Origin of the sequence: Actinocrinis sp., assembly GCF_035650855.1 — a bacterium.
Classification (GTDB): domain Bacteria; phylum Actinomycetota; class Actinomycetes; order Streptomycetales; family Catenulisporaceae; genus Actinocrinis.
Genome location: NZ_DASRGV010000381.1, coordinates 1 through 15438 on the forward strand (window position 1 = coordinate 1; position 15438 = coordinate 15438).

Genomic DNA, 15438 nt, shown 5'->3' on the forward strand with positions numbered 1-15438 from the left:
GCGACCAGACCAACGTCAAGCTCATGACGGACGGCATCCTGCTGGCCGACCTGGCCGACTGCCGCACCGTCTTCATCACCGTGGACACCCCGGCCAGCCTGGTCGCGGTGGCCACCACGCTGTTCGGCGCCGACCGCGGCCCGCGCATCGTGGTGGACTGCTCGACGGTGGACGCCCCGGCCGCGCGCACGCTGCGCGAACTGGCCGCGAAGACCGACACCGCGGTACTGGCCGCCCCGGTCAGTGGAAACGCCGGAGCGGTCGCCGGCGGCACCGCCTCGTTCTGCGTCTCCGGCCCGCTCGAGGCCTACCAGCAGGTGCTGCCGCTGCTGGAGATCCTCGGACGCTCCGTCAGCTACGTGGGCGACGGCGACGCGGCGCGGGTGGTCAAGCTGTGCCACAACATGCTGCTCGGCGTGATGGCGCAGACCCTCGCCGAGGTCTCGACGCTCGCCCAGCGCTACGGCGTCACCCGCACGGCCCTGATGCAGTTCCTCAACGGCTCGGTGCTCGGTTCGGACTTCACCCGGTACAAGACCTCGGCGATGCTGAACCTGGACTTCACGCCGACCTTCACCACGGAGCTGCTGCGCAAGGACTTCGACCTCGGACTCGCCGCCGCGCGCGTGGTGGAGAGCCCGATGCCGGTGGCCGGCGCGGCGTACCAGCGCATCCAGGAGGCGGTGACCTCCGGCTTCCGGGACCTGGACTTCGCGGCGCTGCTCGAACTGCAGGCGCGCAGCGCGGGCTTCGAACTGCGGCCTGAGGGCAACAGCGCGGGCTGAACCAGGGGCCGAGTTCTTTCCCGGCGGCCGGTGACGCGACGTGCCGCGTCACCGGCCGCCGACATGTCTGCCGGGGCGACGGTCAACCGGTCGAAACTCGGATGCGAAGGTGTCGGCCGGGTGCCAGACTGGCGTATGGCTTGGCAGACTACTGACGACTTGGCGGCCTTCGACGCGGCCGCGCTCGATTTCCTGCGCGCACAGCCCACCCAGAACACGATCCTGCTGTCCATCCCCTCCGTGCTGAGGGAACGCGGCTTGCAGGCGTTCGGTGACAGCGGCCCGCGCTTCGGCTGGTACGAGGACGCGAACGGCGCGGTGAGCGCCGCGTTCCTGCAGACCCCGCCGCATCCGCTGCTCGTTTCCGACCTGCCCGATGAGGCGGCGGCGCGCTCCCTGGTCGAGGTACTGCGGACCTCCGGGCGTCCGCTGCCCGGGATCAACGGTCCGCAGCCGGTCGCCGAGGCGTTGGCGAGCGCCTGGTGCGCCGAGACCGGGGCGGTGGCGCGGGAGGGGGCGAAGCACCGGCTCTACCTGCTCGGCGAGCTGACCTGGCCGTCGCCGCTCCCCGCCGGAGCGGCGCGCATCGCGACCAGCGACGATCTCGATCTGCTGCTGGCCTGGTTCGTGGACTTCGCCGAGGAGGTCGGCGACCCGGTGATCAACGCGCAGCGAGCGGTCGTGGACCGGCTCGACTACGGCGGCCTGACGCTGTGGGAGGTGGACGGGGCGCCTGTGTCGATGGCGGGGATCACGCGGCTGCTGGAAGGCGACGGCATCCGGGTCGGTCCGGTGTACACGCCGAAGGCGTTGCGCGGGCGCGGCTACGCCGCCGCGGCCACCGCGGCGGTCTGCGAGAGCGCGTTCGAGCGCGGGGCGCGCGAAGTTTCGCTGTTCACTGATTTGGCCAACCCGACCAGCAACGCCTTGTATCAGCGCCTGGGCTTCCGGCCGCTCGGCGACCGCGTGGTGTTCCGCTTCGAGGGCTGATCGGCCCGGCGGTTCACTCCTGCGTGGGCGCGAGCGCCTCGGATACGCCGCGGTCGGGGTGCCAGGCGGTCAGCACGATGGTGGCGTCGTCGCGCAGCCGGTCGTCGTGGTGCTCCAGGATCGCGTGGATGAGCCGGCGCAGCGCCTCGGGCGGCGGTTCCTCCGCGGCCAGGGAACGCAGCACGAAGTCGACCAGGCGCTGCTCGCCGAACAGCTCTCCGGCGGCGGACCGGGCCTCGGTGACCCCGTCGGTGTGCAGCAGCAGCCGGTCGCCGGGCTCGAGCTGGGCCCGGTGCAGGGTGCGGGTGGCCTGGTACTGCGGGCGCAGGCCCAGCGGCAGTTCGCCGCGTGCCTCCAGGGCGCGGGGCACCACCCGGCGCCCGCGGATCAGCAGCGGTGGGGGATGCCCGCAGTTGACCCACGTCAGCAGCCCGCTGTCCAGGTTGAGGTCGGCGAACACGCCGGTGAGCGAGATCCCGGGCAGCCAGCGCTCCAGCTCGGCGTCGACGTGCTCGGCGATCTGCAGCAGCGGCCCGGAGGCGCGCCGTACGCTGCGGCAGCTGGCCAGCGCGATCGCGGAGGCCAGGCCGGAGCCCAGGTCATGGCCCATCGCGTCCAGGATGGTCAGGTGCAGCCGCCCGTCGTCGAGGCCGTGGTCGAACGCGTCGCCGCCGAGCTCGTAGGCCGGCTCCAGCACCGCGGTGGAGGTGACCTGGTCGGTGCCGAGGGTGAGCGGCGGCAGGAACGCCCAGACCATCTCGGCAGCGGCGTTCATCGGCCGGCGGCGCGCGACGCGGGTGTACAGGTCGCTGTATCCGGTCATGGACACGATGATCAAGGTGGCGAGCGAGGCGAGGGCCTCGGCGGCCTCCAGCGTTCTCGCGGTCAACTGCGCCGCGGTGATGCGCACCACCCCGATCCGTTCGACCCCGTCGACCAGCGGCAGCCATACCGTGAGCGAGCCGTGCTTGGTCAGGCGGGGCGACACGGTCCGGTAGGCCCAACCGGCGAGGGTGCCGTCGATCGGGATCGGGTCGGCCTCTTCGCCGGACGTGCGCGTGTCCGGCAGCGGGACCAGCACGTCCTGCTGCACGTCAGCCAGGTACAGCGCCGCTTCGGCCATGCCCAGCCGGTGCGCGGTGTGCTCGATCAGGCCCGCCAGCTGGGACGGCGCCGCGGTGTGCGAGCGCGCCAACAGCTCCGCCAGCGCGCTGTCCTGCTCCTGTGTCACCGTCACCACCACCCGTCGGCCGGCCTCGCCGCGCAACGCCCATCCGTGGGCTGTTCACCGCCGGGTACCCATCGGCCGACTCCACAGACATATTGCCGTGACGACGCCCGGCGGACGATGATGTCATCGGATCTTTGACCGAGGAGAGGCCGGGCTGGTGCGGATCGCGCTGTTCATCACCTGCTTGAACGACGCGCTGTTCCCCGACGCGGGGAAGGCGACCGTCGCGCTGCTCGAACGACTCGGCGTCGAGGTCGACTTCCCGATGGCCCAGACCTGCTGTGGGCAGATGCACTACAACACGGGGTACCCCGCCGACGCCGCCGCGCTCGCGGGCTCCTTCGCGGCCGCCTTCGCAGGGTATGAATACGTGGTCGCGCCCTCGGGCTCGTGCGCCGCGATGGTGCGCGACATTCATCCGAGGATCGTGCCGGACGCGACCGTGCCGCGCGTGTTCGAGCTTTCGGAGTTCCTCATCGACGTGCTCGGCGTCGAGGACGTCGGCGCCTACTTCCCGCACAAGGTCACCTATCACCCGACGTGTCACTCGCTGCGGCTGCTGAACGTCGGCGACCGGCCGCTGCGGCTGCTGCGAGCCGTCGCCGGCCTCGAACTGGAGGACCTGCCCGGGGCGCAGGAGTGCTGCGGTTTCGGCGGCACCTTCTCGCTCAAGAACCCGGACGTCTCGACCGCGATGGGCGCCGACAAGGTCGCCAACGCGGTCAGCACCGGCGCGCAGTACCTCGTCGCCGCGGACAACTCGTGCCTGATGCACATCGGCGGGCTCGCACAGCGTTCCGGAGCGCCGATCCGCACGATCCACCTGGCCGAGGTGCTGGCGGCGACGCGCTCGGCCTGACGACCACGCGCGCAGCCTCGCGGCGACGCGCGCAGTTGACGGCCTCTCAGCCGCCGGCGGTCAGCTCCGCAACCGCGGCGCCGGCCGCCGCGCCCGCGCCCGGTATCAGTTGCCGGATCAGGATCCGAACTGCCGCACCGCCGCGACCGCCTCGGCGAACTGACGCGTGGGCCCGTCCCCGACCGGCCGCAGAACGACGCTGTGGACACCCGCGTCCCACAGCTGCCGCACGCGCTGCGCGACCTGCGCCGCATCCCCCGAGACGGTAAAGACCTCCTGCTCCGGCACGCCGAGCATCCGGGAGTACTCCGCGAGCACCGGCGCGAGTGCGGCTCGGACCTCGGCCTGGTCCTCGCGGACGCACAGGTGCGTGAAGATGACCAGCTCGTGTGGCCCGGGGTTCGCCGCGCCGGCGCGTCCCTTCTCGATCAGGGCTCTGATGCCAGGCAGGTCGTTCGGGCCGCGGCCCTCCACCACGAGCGTGCCGTCCGCGACGCGGCCCGCCAGCTCCAGCGAGCGCGGCCCGATGACTCCGGCGATCACCGGCGGCGGCTGCCGCGGCGGGTGCACCAGCTGGATCTTCTCGAGGTGGATCGCGCGCCCGTCGACCGAGACCTCCTCGCCGCGCAGGATCGCCCGCACCGCGCCGATGGTCTCCTCCAGCAGCGCGAGCTTGTGCGGCACGCTCGCGCCGACCTGCGCCATCCACTCCGGCGCGCCGTGCCCGATGCCCGCCGCGAGACGGCCGGGATACAGGCGCGCCAGTGTGCCGAACTCCATGGCCAGCAGCGCCGGGTTACGCAGCGGGGCCGGGGCGATGCCGATGCCGACCCGCAGCCGCTCGGTCGCGGCGAGCACGGTGGCCGCGGACGCGATCGAGCCGGCCCAGCGCAGATCCTCGACCACCCACAGGTCGTCCGCGCCCGCCGCCTCAACCTCCCGGGCGAAGGCGACCAGCGATTCCGGCGGCAGCGAGCGGTCGAACATCACGCCAAGGCGGCGGCGCCGTGCATCACCGCGTGGCGCATCACCGCGTGGCGCATCACCGCGCCGCGTCTCACCGCGCGGGCCGCCACCCTGCTGCGAACTTTCGATCATGGGGAAACGCTAGCAGCGGCCGCCGACACACGGCGTGGAACGCGGTGACCTGTTTCGATGGAAGGCATGGATCACACGACGCGTGAAGGGTACAGCGGCACCGGTCCCGGGCCGATCACTCCGGACGGCTGCGCGGTCGAGCTGTACGAGCGCATCCCGCTGGGCGATGAAGTCGACGTCGTGCAGGGCGCGGTGCCCGCCGGCGCTTCCCTCCTCGAACTCGGCTGTGGCGTCGGCCGGATGACCAGGCCGCTCGTCCAGCGCGGGTTCGCCGTGACCGCGATCGACGAGTCGGCCGAAATGCTCGAACGGGTCACCGGCGTGCGCACGGTGTGCAGCCCGATCGAGCTGCTGGACCTCGGCGAGCGCTTCGACGTGGTGCTGCTGGCCTCTTTCCTCGTCCACGCCGGTGATCCGCAGGTGCGCCGAGGAATCCTGACCACCTGTCAGCGACATGTCGCTGACAATGGCTGCGTTCTGATTCAACGGCGGCCTGAGGGCTGGGACGATCGCATCCCCCGCGAGGCCGTGCTGGGCGACGGACTCGTGCGGGTCGTTTCCTCGACTCCGGTCAGCGCGGACGTGCGCTCGGTACGCGCCGAATACTTCTTCCCGGACGCGCACTGGACCCAGACCTACCTCGCGCACCCGATGACTGAAACAGAGTTCGAGCGCGCGCTCGCGGAGGCGGGCCTGCGCGTCGATGCGTATCTGACCCCTGATCGATCTTGGGTCAGAGCTGTGCGCATGCTCACTTCTTGACGTTGCGGGCGTTGCGGGCGGCGATCAGCAGGCCGAGGCCGATGAACGGCAACAGGTGGCCCTCGTGCCCGAATCCGCCGAGCGCCGCGCGGACCTCGCGCTGCGGCACGAGCTGCACTATCGCGCCGACCACCACGATCGCCAGCGCGACCGCGAACACCACCATCGCCGTCAGTGCCCTGCGATCGGTGCGCAGGATCATCGTGGCGAACGCGCCGACGCTGCGCCGCGCGATCGCCAGGATCCACACCAGGCCGGCCAGCAGCCCGGCGGTGAGCGTGATGCCGAGCCCGCGCAGCACCAGCGGACTGGCGACGCCCGCGGTGAACACGACCACGAGCACGCAGGCGTAGGCGATCGCGCAAAGGCGCCGCAGCAGCAGCACGATCGTGTTCGCGAGGTTCTCCCGGGCCAGCTTCTGCTGCGGGTTGTGGCGCAGCGAGGTGCGGAATCCGGCCAGCGCCCGGGCCCAGCGCCCGTTGGCCCGGTCGAGCACCGCGATGTTGTTGTGCGCGGTGGCGAGGTTCGGGTTGATGCTCAACGCGTGCAGGTACGCCGCGCGCGCCTCTTCGGTCCGGCCGAGCTGCTTGACCACGACGCCGTAGAGGACGTGCACGTCGGCCTCGTTCGGGGCCAGCTCGCGCGCCCGGTGCGCCGCCGGGAGGGCCGAGTGCGGGTCGCTGTGCCGCAGGCACTCCGCCAGCAGCCAGTGGCACCGCCACTCGTCCGGCGCCAGCCGCAGCGCCTCGCGCGCCGAGTTGGTGGCCGCCCACCGATCGCCCACTGAGTTGTACGCGTTGGCCAGAATGCGGTGTCCGTGCTCCGAGGCCGGGTCGGCCGCGACCGCCGCCTTCGCGGTGTCTATGGCCAGGTCCATGTCCCCGGCCGCGTGGTGGCAGCGGGCCAGCAGCCGCAGCGCGAACGCGTTGGCGGGGTCGGCGGCCAGCAGGGTGCTCAGCCGGGCGCGGGCCTCGGCGGCGCGGCCGAGGTCGAGCAGCGTCGAAGCACGCAGCAGTTCGTTGCGGGCGTCGAGCTCAGTCACCGCTCCACCTCGGTCATTGCTTCGGGTCGGTTGCCGCTTCGGATCGGTCGCCGCCGCGGACCGGACGGCGCGCCGGGCCTACAGCAGCTTGCGCTTCTTCAGATAGTCCAGCAGATCGTCATAGGCGCCGGCCTCGTTCGCGAACATCGCCACGTTGCGCGCCGACTCGAGCCACGGTCCGATCGACGGGCGCACCTCGCCCAGCGCGGCCTCGATGTCGCGCATCTCAATCATCCGCACCGCGCCGGAGACCGCCGAGTCCAGCAGCGCCCGCTCGGCCGCGGTCTCGCAGACGTGCGCGAGGTCGGCCCCCGAGTAACCCTCGGTGCGCTTCGCCGTGGCGGCCAGGTCGATCTTCGCGACCGGGCGGCCCTTGAGATGATGCCGCAGGATCGCCTCGCGGGCGGACTGGTCCGGCGGCAGCACGAGCACGGTGCGATCCAGCCGCCCGGGCCGGCGCAGCGCCACGTCCACGTCCCAGGGCGCGTTGGTGGCCGCCAGCACGAAGACGCCGTCGTTCTGCGCACCGACGCCGTCGAGCTCTGAGAGCAGCTGGTTGACGGTGCCGCGCATCGAGTTGGACCGCAGCTGGCTGCGCCGCTGCCCGATCGCGTCCACCTCGTCGAGGAAGAGCACGCAGGGCGCGTGCCGCCGCGCGGTGGCGAAGATCTCGCTCAGGTTCCGCTCGCTCTGCCCGATGTACATGTCCAGCACGTCGGCCAGCGTCACCGAGAAGAACGCCGCGCCGAGCTCGCCGGCGATCGCGCGGGCCAGGAAGGTCTTGCCGCAGCCCGGCGGTCCGTAGAGCAGCAGGCCGCCCTTGAGCGACTTTCCGTAGAGCCGGCTGAGCTCCGGGTTGCGCATCGGAGCCAGGAACGCCGCCTCGAGCCGCTTCTTGACCTGCGCCATGCCGCCGACGTCGGCCAGCCGCACGGTGCTGATCTCCTCCACGTCGTACGCGGGCTCGGTCAGCTCCTCGTCGTCCGCGTCGAGGAACATCGGCGGCAGGATCTCGCCGAGGTCGCGGGCGGCCGCGTCCCAGTCGAAGGAGTCGAAGTCCGGCTCGCTGGAGCGCTGCGGCGGGGGAGCGGGGATGGCCGAGGCGGGGGAGGAGGCGCTGGTCGCGTCGTGCGGCGCGTGTGGCTGCGGCGGAGCCGAGGGCTCGGCGAAGGGCGACTCGTCGGCGCGCAATGCGTCGCGGGCCGCCGTCTCCTGGGCGGGCGACTCGTAAGGGGAGGAATCGCGGGCCGGTTCGTGCGCCGTCGGGGCCGACGTGCCCGGGGCGTCCACGCGTATCCCGCCGCCGACCGCGCGCTGCATCAGCTCCAGGGCTTCGGCGCAGGTGGGGTCGGCGGCCAGCACCAGTCCGAGATGGCTGATCGCCTCGGCCGTGGAGCCCGCGCCCAGCAGCAGACCGGCGAGGTGCAGCCGCAGCGGCACGTCCTGCGGCGCGGCTTCCACCGCCTTACGCAGGCTGTCAATGAGCGGCGAACCGTCCACTGCATCCCCTCCCCGGTGCCTTGCCCGGCGCAACGCCGGGGGCACCAGTGTAGGGGTGGAGTCCACCTCTAGACGGGAACTGTCAGGATCGTCGCTCTCACCGGTACCAGCCGGTCACGCAGTGCTCAACCGTGGTAGCGCATCCAGATCAGCGACGCGGTCTCGTCGAGGTTGTACGGCATCGTCTCCCCGGTGTCGACGAATCCGTAGCGGCGATAGAAGGCGTGCGCCCGATCGTTGCGCTCGTGCACGGACAGCGTCACCACGTCCGCGCCGCCGACCTCGCGCGCCCACTTGATCACCGCGTCGAAGAGCAGCGAGGCGACGCCGAGCCGCGGGCCGCGGTGCTCGGGCGACACGTACACGCCGTAGATGACCATCTCGCGGTTGAGCGACTCCGCTCTCGGGAACGCGCCGGCCGTCCCGACGGGCTTTCCGTTGAGGAAAGCGGCGAACAAGGCGCTGTCCGGAGCCTCGGCGGAGCGCCGTGTCCGCTCCTGCCAGACCTCGTCGGACTTCTCGAGCGCGTCCTCGTACCACTCGCCGAAGCCGATCGGGGTGTCCTTCAGCGCTTCGAGCCGGATCTCCCGGAACTTCTCCCACTCGTCGGCCCGGAAGCGGCGGATCTCGTATGTGCTCATGGCGATGATGATCCTCGGTGGAGTGTCGGGGCTGCCAACGGATATCGGGCCGCGATTCCGATACGGTTGCCCGGCACGATGCGTAATGCTTAACGCGAAGTTCAGACGACCGGCGGCAAGGGCGGAAAGACGATGACGGTGCCGATCAACCAGCGGATCGCGGAGGAGCTGGGGGTACGGGAGCGGCAGGTCGCGGCGGCGGTGGAGCTGCTGGACGGCGGATCGACCGTCCCCTTCATCGCGCGCTATCGCAAGGAGGTCACCGGCGCGCTCGACGACACCCAGCTGCGCACCCTCGAGGAGCGGCTGCGATACCTGCGCGAGCTCGAGGAGCGGCGCACCGCGATCCTGGAGTCGATCGACAGCCAGGGCAAGCTCGACGACGCGCTGCGGGCCCAGATCCTGGCCGCCGACTCCAAGGCCCGGCTCGAGGACATCTACCTCCCGTTCAAGCCCAAGCGCCGCACCAAGGCGCAGATCGCCCGCGAGGCCGGGCTCGAGCCGCTGGCCGACCTGCTGCTCGGCGACCCGTCGCAGGACCCGCAGACGGCGGCTGCCGAGTACGTGGATGCCGACAAGGGCGTGGCCGACGCGGCCGCGGCCCTTGACGGCGCGCGCGCGATCCTGATCGAGCGCTTCGCCGAGGACGCCGACCTGATCGGCGAGCTGCGCGAGCGGATGTGGCAGCGTGGCCGGCTGGTCTCCAAGGTGCGCGAGGGCAAGCAGGACGCGGGCGCGAAGTTCTCCGACTACTTCGAGTTCGCCGAACCCTTCACCACGCTGCCCTCGCACCGCGTGCTCGCGCTGCTGCGCGGCGAGAAGGAGGAGGTGCTCGACCTCGTCCTGGAACCGGAGGAGGCCGACCCCGCCGCCGCCGCGGGCACGACCGTGCGCACCGGCTACGAGGTCCGCATCGCCGCGCGCTTCGAGATCGCAGACCAGGGCCGCGCGGCCGACCGCTGGCTGCTGGAGACCGTGCGCTGGGCCTGGCGCACCCGGATCCTGGTGCGCCTCGGCATCGACCTGCGGATGCGGCTGTGGCAGGCGGCCGAGGACGAGGCGGTGCGGGTCTTCGCGGCCAACCTGCGCGACCTGCTGCTGGCCGCCCCGGCCGGGACGCGGGCCACGATGGGCCTTGACCCCGGCTACCGCACCGGCGTGAAGGTCGCCGTCGTGGACGCCACCGGCAAAGTCGTCGCGACCACCGCGATCTACCCGCACGTGCCGCAGCAGCGCTGGGACGAGTCGATCGCCACGCTCGCGAAGCTGGCCGCGCAGCACCGGGTGGACCTGGTCGCGATCGGTAACGGCACCGCCTCGCGGGAGACCGACAAGCTGGCCGCGGACCTGATCGCGCGTCATCCGGAACTGCAGCTGACCAAGGTGCTGGTCTCGGAGGCCGGCGCGTCGGTCTACTCCGCCTCCGCGTACGCCTCACGGGAGCTGCCCGAGCTGGACGTCTCGCTGCGCGGCGCGGTCTCGATCGCCCGCCGCCTGCAGGACCCGCTGGCCGAGCTGGTGAAGATCGATCCGAAGTCCATCGGGGTCGGGCAGTACCAGCACGACCTGTCCGAGTTCAAGCTCTCCCGCTCGCTGGACGCCGTCGTCGAGGACTGCGTCAACGCGGTCGGCGTGGACGTGAACACCGCCTCCGTGCCGCTGCTGGCGCGGGTATCAGGCATCGGCGAAAGCCTGGCCGAGAACATCGTCGCGCATCGCGACAGCAACGGCCCGTTTCGCACCCGCGCCGCGCTCAAGACCGTCTCCCGCCTGGGGCCGAAGGCCTTCGAGCAGTGCGCCGGCTTCCTGCGCATCCCCGGCGGCGACGACCCGCTGGACGCCTCCAGCGTGCACCCCGAGGCCTATCCGGTGGTTCGCAGGATCCTGACCGACACCAAGCAGGAGATCAAGAGCCTGATCGGCAACACCTCCGCGCTGCGCTCGATCAAGCCGGAGAGCTACGTGGACGAGACCTTCGGCCTGCCGACGGTCACCGACATCCTCAGGGAACTGGAGAAGCCGGGCCGCGACCCGCGCCCGGCCTTCCAGACCGCCGTGTTCAAGGAGGGCGTGGAGAAGCCCTCCGACCTCCAGCCCGGGATGCTGCTCGAGGGTGTGGTCACCAACGTCGCCGCGTTCGGCGCGTTCGTCGACGTCGGCGTGCACCAGGACGGGCTCGTGCACGTCTCGGCGATGTCGAAGAACTTCGTCAAGGACCCGCGCGAGGTGGTCAAGCCCGGCGACGTGGTGCGCGTGAAGGTGCTCGACGTGGACCTGCCGCGGCAGCGCATCTCGCTGACCCTGCGCCTCGACGACGAGCCGCAGCGGCCGCGCGGCGGCCCCGGATCCGGCCGGGAGGGCCAGGAGGGGCGTGGCGACCAGCGCCGTAATCAGAACCCTGGCGGTCGCGGCCGGGACGAACGGCAGCGCGGCGACCGGGGCCGCGGCGGCGCGAGTGGCGCAGGAGCGCCAGATACCGCGCTTGCTGATGCGCTCCGGCGCGCCGGTTTGGTTTAATGAGCAACCAAGAGCACGAAATCGTAACCACCCGGAAGCACTGCGTATCAGAAAGCGTGGGTACGAACCAGGGGTGACCGCCGATTGGAGGACGCCGGGTCCGGACCGGCCGACGGATCCGCGCGACGAACTCGTTCAGGCCCTGCTCGGTCTGCGCTGGGCGCTGCCCCGCACGGACGCTGACGCGCGCGTCGCCCTCGACCAGCTCGCCGCGGTGGCCGCCCGCGTCGAGCAGCTGGCTGGGGAGTACCCCGACCGGGAGACGCCGTGGGACGGCCAGGTGCAGGCGCTGCTCGCGCAGGCGGGCTTCGCGCTGGACTGGTGGCGCCCGGTGCTCGACGACGTGGACCTGGACTGGACGCTCAACCACCAGGCGCACCTCTCCGCCGACCTGGCCCGGATAGCCTCGGCGGGCGCGCGCATCCTGGACCAGTTCGCTCCCGCCGTCCCCAACCCCGCCGCCGCTCCGCCGAGCGCCATCACCGAGGGACCGCCGCACCCGGCGCCGCGCGTGGCCACGGCCTTCGGCTCGGTGCCCGCGACGGCGATCCTCGACCCGCTGGCCAACTCAGGGCGGCACCGCAGGCCGGCCTACGAGTTCGAGTCCTTAGACCCGCAGGAGCCGGTGCAGTCCGGGCCGGAGCACGCCGGACCGCAGGTCCCGGTGCAGTTCGAACCCTGGCCGCACCAGCCGCAGGCCCCGGCTCCTGCCTACGGCCAGCCGGTCCAGCCGCCGCCGCTGCCGGAGGAGCTCGAACCCGAGCTTGAGCAGCTGTTCCGGCCGCAGTCGCCGGAGATGCCGCACGCCGCGCCGTCGGCGAGCTCCGTCCCGATCTTCGGGCCGCCCTCGATCTACACGGCGCCTGCCAACTTCGCCGCGCCCTCTAACCACCCGCCGTCGGCGCAGCCCCCGCTCACCGCCGGATCCGGACCCGAGGTTCCGCTGGCAGAGCCGGAATCAGAGCCCGGCTTCACCCCGCGGCCGCGCACCGCGCCGCACCAGGGCCCGCTGCCGCCGCCGGCCTTCTCCCGCCCGGTCATCTGGGCCGGGCCCGGGGGCAACGGCTCGGACGGAGACGACGAGTACGACCCGATCGTGCGCCCCGACCGGCGCGGCCCGCATGCCGGCATGGTCGTGCAGGCCGTCGGCATCCTCGGCGCGGTCGCCGCGCTGTGCTGGTGGGCGATCAGCAGCCTGCACATCGGCGCCGCCCCCGCCGGCAGTTCGGCGGCCGCGCAGAGCAGCAGCACGCACGCCGCGCACCCTGCCGCCTCCCCCGCCAAGGGGCATCCCGCGGCTTCGGCGACCCCGCACAGCACGCATTCGGCGGTCACCCCGGTGACCACCCCGCCGACCCAGCCCCCGCCGCCCAACGCCGCCGGGGTCAAGTCGATCCAGGTCTCGCTGCTCGGCGGCAGCCCCGCCGTGCATCAGGTCGCGATGATCCTCGCGGTGAACACGACCGGCACCGGCCAGGTGACCGTTACGGTCGACTACTGGGGCGAGAAGAACGGCGCGAGGGCCGACGAGCGCACCGCATCCTGGACGCTGAGCGGCAAGACCGCGTACTCGATCGGCGCCTCGATCCCGGCCGACGCGTACTGCGGCGAGCAGTTCACACTGAAGGCGGTCTCGGGCGAGACCACCTCGACCCAGCAGACCACGCCCGGCTGCTGACCGGACCCTGACCGCGCACGCCGAGCCGAACCCGGGCTCGTGCGTGCCCTGATTCGGCCGGACGGCACTACGGTCCGGCCGGACGGCGTTACAGCGTGACGCTGCGGAAGCCGGCGGACACGACGCGGCCGCCGACCTCCGCCCAGCCCGCCTCGGCCGCCGGACGCGCGTACAGCACCGAACCACGGCCCTGATGCACAGTGATCGGCCGCTGCAGCTTGTCCGCCAAGCGGATCGCGGCCGAACCGGTTGCCTCATCCTCCGGCACGCCCAGGTCCGCGCAGAAGGTCCGGGCGCGCACCAGTCCCGCCGACTCGTCGATCCAGGCCCAGAACTGGTGCCGCCCGCGCTGCTCGGGTGCGTCCGGGCTCAGCGCGTCGACCTGCGCCGGCTCGTCGAGCTGCACGAACTGCCACGGCGGGGCGTCCGCGACCGCGCCGCGAATCCACACGACGCTGTCCTTGCCGTCGTTCCGATGGCTGTCGCCTCCGCCGCCGTCGTGGGCGGCAGCGCCGTCCGAGCCGCCGTCACCGACGCCGCCCACCTCCTCCCGCCACGCCGCCACCTCGGCGGCGAGCCGAGGCCGCACCACGGCGGGTACCTCGCCGCCGGCCCGCTCGCCGAGCACCCACGCGGTCCCGACCGTCGGATGCCCCGCCAGCTTCAGCTCCGCGGCCGGGGTGAAGATGCGGAACCCGGCGCGCGGCTCGTCGTCGATGAACACGGTCTCGCTGAACCCGAGGTGCGCGGCCAGCCTGATGCCCAGCTCGCCCGCCAGTCCGGCGGCGTCGTACACGACACCGAGCTCGTTGCCGTGCCCGGCGCCGGCGTCGGTGAACACCCGCAGCACCTGCACTTCGAGCGTGGTGGTCATCGCGGTCCCCTTCCGAGCTTCGCCATCTGTGGCCTGCAGCAAGATTAATTCAATTGCGCCGGCGAAGGGCCCGGCATACCGTGGCCGCACACCGAAAGGAGGTGATCCTGCAGTATGAGTATTGCCAGGACGCGTGAGGTGGCTGTCCGCTAGCCGCCCTGCCCGCCAGGAGGCCAGGCCTCGCGCCGGCCTTCACCGACAGGCTCGGCGGCGGGCGAATTCAAGCAGTCACCCGGCCCGCAGGCTCACCGGCATCGTCCCCGGTGCCCGGCCGCAGCGCCCGGAACCGCCGCCCTCGGTGTGCGGATTCTGAGACGCTTCGGCGGGAAGTAGCCTGCGGGCCGTCTGCGTTGCCGCTCGGATACGATTCGTAAGCCGCGGCCGGGAAAAACGATCGCCGGCCGAACACCCCCCCAACGCCGGGTCATCTGGATTTCGCGTACCTTTCACGCGGCATTTCCCCGGGCTTCTTCTCAGTCCTCTCCCATAGCGCGCCGCGCACCGCTTCCGCATCGCGCAATGTCACCGGGTGATATCGCACGGTGAGATATCGCGCCGCAGGTCAGGCCGTACATGGGGATCAAGATGCTCGCCATGCGTCATGGTGCGTATAGCGAGTACTGTGGTGCCGCATACGGTCCTTGTTGTGGAGGCGATGACGCTGCACGCGCATGAGCTTGACCCGCATCGCCCCAATCCGGCGCGAATGTACGACTACTATCTCGGCGGCTTCCACAACTTCGAGGCCGACCGGGAGGCCGCGGAAGCGGCGGAGGCGGCATTCCCCGGAGTAAAGGCCGCGGCGCGCGCCAACCGCGATTTCTTGCGCCGGGCCGTGCGCTTCATGATCGGACAGGGTATCGATCAGTTCCTCGATCTCGGCTCGGGTGTGCCGACGGTCGGCAACGTGCATGAGATAGCGCAGGCTGTGAACCCGGATGCGCGCGTTGTGTATGTGGATTCGGAGCCGGTCGCCGTGCACGCGAGCGAAACGCTGCTGGCAGGCAATTCCGGGGCTGCGATTCTCCATGCCGATATCCGGCACGCCGACGCGATTCTGAACGCCCCGCAGGTCGAGCGGCTGCTGGACCTCACCCGCCCGCTCGGCCTGATCATGGCCTCGGTGCTGCCGCACATCCCCGAGTCCGACGACCCGGACCGGCTGGTCGCCCGCTACCTGGCCGCGCTCGCCCCCGGCAGCTTCCTGATGATCTCGCACGGGAGCGTCGACGACTTCGACGACACCGAGACGGACGGGATCTACAAGCTGTACCGCGCGTCCACCAGCCCGATCACTTCGCGCACCCGCGAGCGCATCGCGTCCTGGTTCGACGGGCTGGAGCTGGTGGAGCCGGGCGTGGTCGTGGTGACGCACTGGCATCCGGACACCGGGGACGCGCCGGTGAAGCTGCGGCTTCCGCATTACGGCGCGGTCGCCCGCGTCCCGTAGACCGGGTCGCG

13 protein-coding genes are annotated in these 15438 nt (G+C 71.7%); 7 read left to right on the top strand and 6 right to left on the bottom strand.

Going from position 1 to position 15438, the window contains the following annotated elements; genetic code table 11:
- Together VFB40_RS26780 and VFB40_RS26785 are read left to right on the top strand one after the other, a co-directional pair.
- Positions 1-785: NAD(P)-dependent oxidoreductase (locus VFB40_RS26780; protein WP_324855492.1), on the top strand; the 785-nt coding region annotated here is incomplete at its 5' end.
- Positions 786-905: 120 nt separating this feature from the next.
- Positions 906-1775, top strand: a complete 870-nt coding sequence (locus tag VFB40_RS26785; RefSeq protein ID WP_324855494.1) for a GNAT family N-acetyltransferase — start codon at positions 906-908, stop codon at positions 1773-1775.
- 13 nt (positions 1776-1788) lie between these two features.
- On the opposite strand, the gene VFB40_RS26790 is transcribed toward VFB40_RS26785, so the two are convergent.
- Positions 1789-3006 carry a PP2C family protein-serine/threonine phosphatase gene (locus tag VFB40_RS26790; protein WP_324855496.1) on the bottom strand — a complete coding sequence of 406 codons (1218 nt, stop codon included), beginning with the start codon at positions 3004-3006 and terminating at the stop codon, positions 1789-1791.
- Between the two features lie 157 nt (positions 3007-3163).
- On the opposite strand from VFB40_RS26790, the gene VFB40_RS26795 reads away from it, so the two are divergent.
- Positions 3164-3865 carry a (Fe-S)-binding protein gene (locus tag VFB40_RS26795; protein ID WP_324855498.1) on the top strand — a complete coding sequence of 234 codons (702 nt, stop codon included), beginning with the start codon at positions 3164-3166 and terminating at the stop codon, positions 3863-3865.
- 117 nt (positions 3866-3982) lie between these two features.
- Here VFB40_RS26795 and VFB40_RS26800 read toward each other — a convergent pair whose 3' ends face one another.
- A complete protein-coding gene (locus tag VFB40_RS26800; protein WP_324855500.1) occupies positions 3983-4852 on the bottom strand; it encodes an LLM class flavin-dependent oxidoreductase in 870 nt (289 codons plus the stop codon).
- 177 nt (positions 4853-5029) lie between these two features.
- Between VFB40_RS26800 and VFB40_RS26805 the strand changes: the two genes are divergently transcribed.
- On the top strand, positions 5030-5725 hold the full coding sequence (locus VFB40_RS26805; protein ID WP_324855501.1) for a class I SAM-dependent methyltransferase: 696 nt from the start codon (positions 5030-5032) through the stop codon (positions 5723-5725).
- On the opposite strand, the gene VFB40_RS26810 is transcribed toward VFB40_RS26805, so the two are convergent.
- The 3 genes from VFB40_RS26810 to VFB40_RS26820 form a co-directional block, all read right to left on the bottom strand.
- Positions 5715-6767, bottom strand: a complete 1053-nt coding sequence (locus VFB40_RS26810) for a tetratricopeptide repeat protein (RefSeq protein ID WP_324855503.1) — start codon at positions 6765-6767, stop codon at positions 5715-5717. The two genes, VFB40_RS26805 and VFB40_RS26810, sit on opposite strands and share 11 nt — an antisense overlap.
- Positions 6768-6845: 78 nt before the next feature.
- Positions 6846-8267, bottom strand: coding sequence for an ATP-binding protein (locus VFB40_RS26815; protein WP_324855505.1), 1422 nt, complete (start codon positions 8265-8267; stop codon positions 6846-6848).
- Between the two features lie 125 nt (positions 8268-8392).
- A complete protein-coding gene (locus VFB40_RS26820) occupies positions 8393-8908 on the bottom strand; it encodes a GNAT family N-acetyltransferase (protein WP_324855507.1) in 516 nt (171 codons plus the stop codon).
- Between the two features lie 132 nt (positions 8909-9040).
- Here VFB40_RS26820 and VFB40_RS26825 point away from each other — a divergent pair, with 132 nt between their 5' ends.
- Both VFB40_RS26825 and VFB40_RS26830 read left to right on the top strand, forming a co-directional pair.
- The gene (locus VFB40_RS26825; RefSeq protein ID WP_324855509.1) at positions 9041-11425 is read left to right on the top strand and encodes a Tex family protein; all 2385 of its coding nucleotides are present in this window, start codon (positions 9041-9043) and stop codon (positions 11423-11425) included.
- A gap of 73 nt (positions 11426-11498) precedes the next feature.
- A complete protein-coding gene (locus VFB40_RS26830; protein ID WP_324855511.1) occupies positions 11499-13103 on the top strand; it encodes a hypothetical protein in 1605 nt (534 codons plus the stop codon).
- Positions 13104-13191: 88 nt separating this feature from the next.
- Here VFB40_RS26830 and VFB40_RS26835 read toward each other — a convergent pair whose 3' ends face one another.
- On the bottom strand, positions 13192-13977 hold the full coding sequence (locus tag VFB40_RS26835) for a PhzF family protein (RefSeq protein ID WP_324855513.1): 786 nt from the start codon (positions 13975-13977) through the stop codon (positions 13192-13194).
- Positions 13978-14632: 655 nt separating this feature from the next.
- On the opposite strand from VFB40_RS26835, the gene VFB40_RS26840 reads away from it, so the two are divergent.
- A complete protein-coding gene (locus VFB40_RS26840; RefSeq protein ID WP_324855536.1) occupies positions 14633-15427 on the top strand; it encodes an SAM-dependent methyltransferase in 795 nt (264 codons plus the stop codon).
- Positions 15428-15438: the final 11 nt, after the last annotated feature.

Bases quoted from the DNA above. Each gene is read 5' to 3' on its own strand.
- VFB40_RS26820 (WP_324855507.1), bottom strand. From the start codon at position 8,908: ATGAGCACATACGAGATCCGCCGCTTCCGGGCCGACGAGTGGGAGAAG.
- VFB40_RS26800 (WP_324855500.1), bottom strand. From the start codon at position 4,852: ATGTTCGACCGCTCGCTGCCGCCGGAATCGCTGGTCGCCTTCGCCCGG.
- VFB40_RS26835 (WP_324855513.1), bottom strand. From the start codon at position 13,977: ATGACCACCACGCTCGAAGTGCAGGTGCTGCGGGTGTTCACCGACGCC.
- VFB40_RS26840 (WP_324855536.1), top strand. From the start codon at position 14,633: ATGACGCTGCACGCGCATGAGCTTGACCCGCATCGCCCCAATCCGGCG.
- VFB40_RS26825 (WP_324855509.1), top strand. From the start codon at position 9,041: ATGACGGTGCCGATCAACCAGCGGATCGCGGAGGAGCTGGGGGTACGG.
- VFB40_RS26805 (WP_324855501.1), top strand. From the start codon at position 5,030: ATGGATCACACGACGCGTGAAGGGTACAGCGGCACCGGTCCCGGGCCG.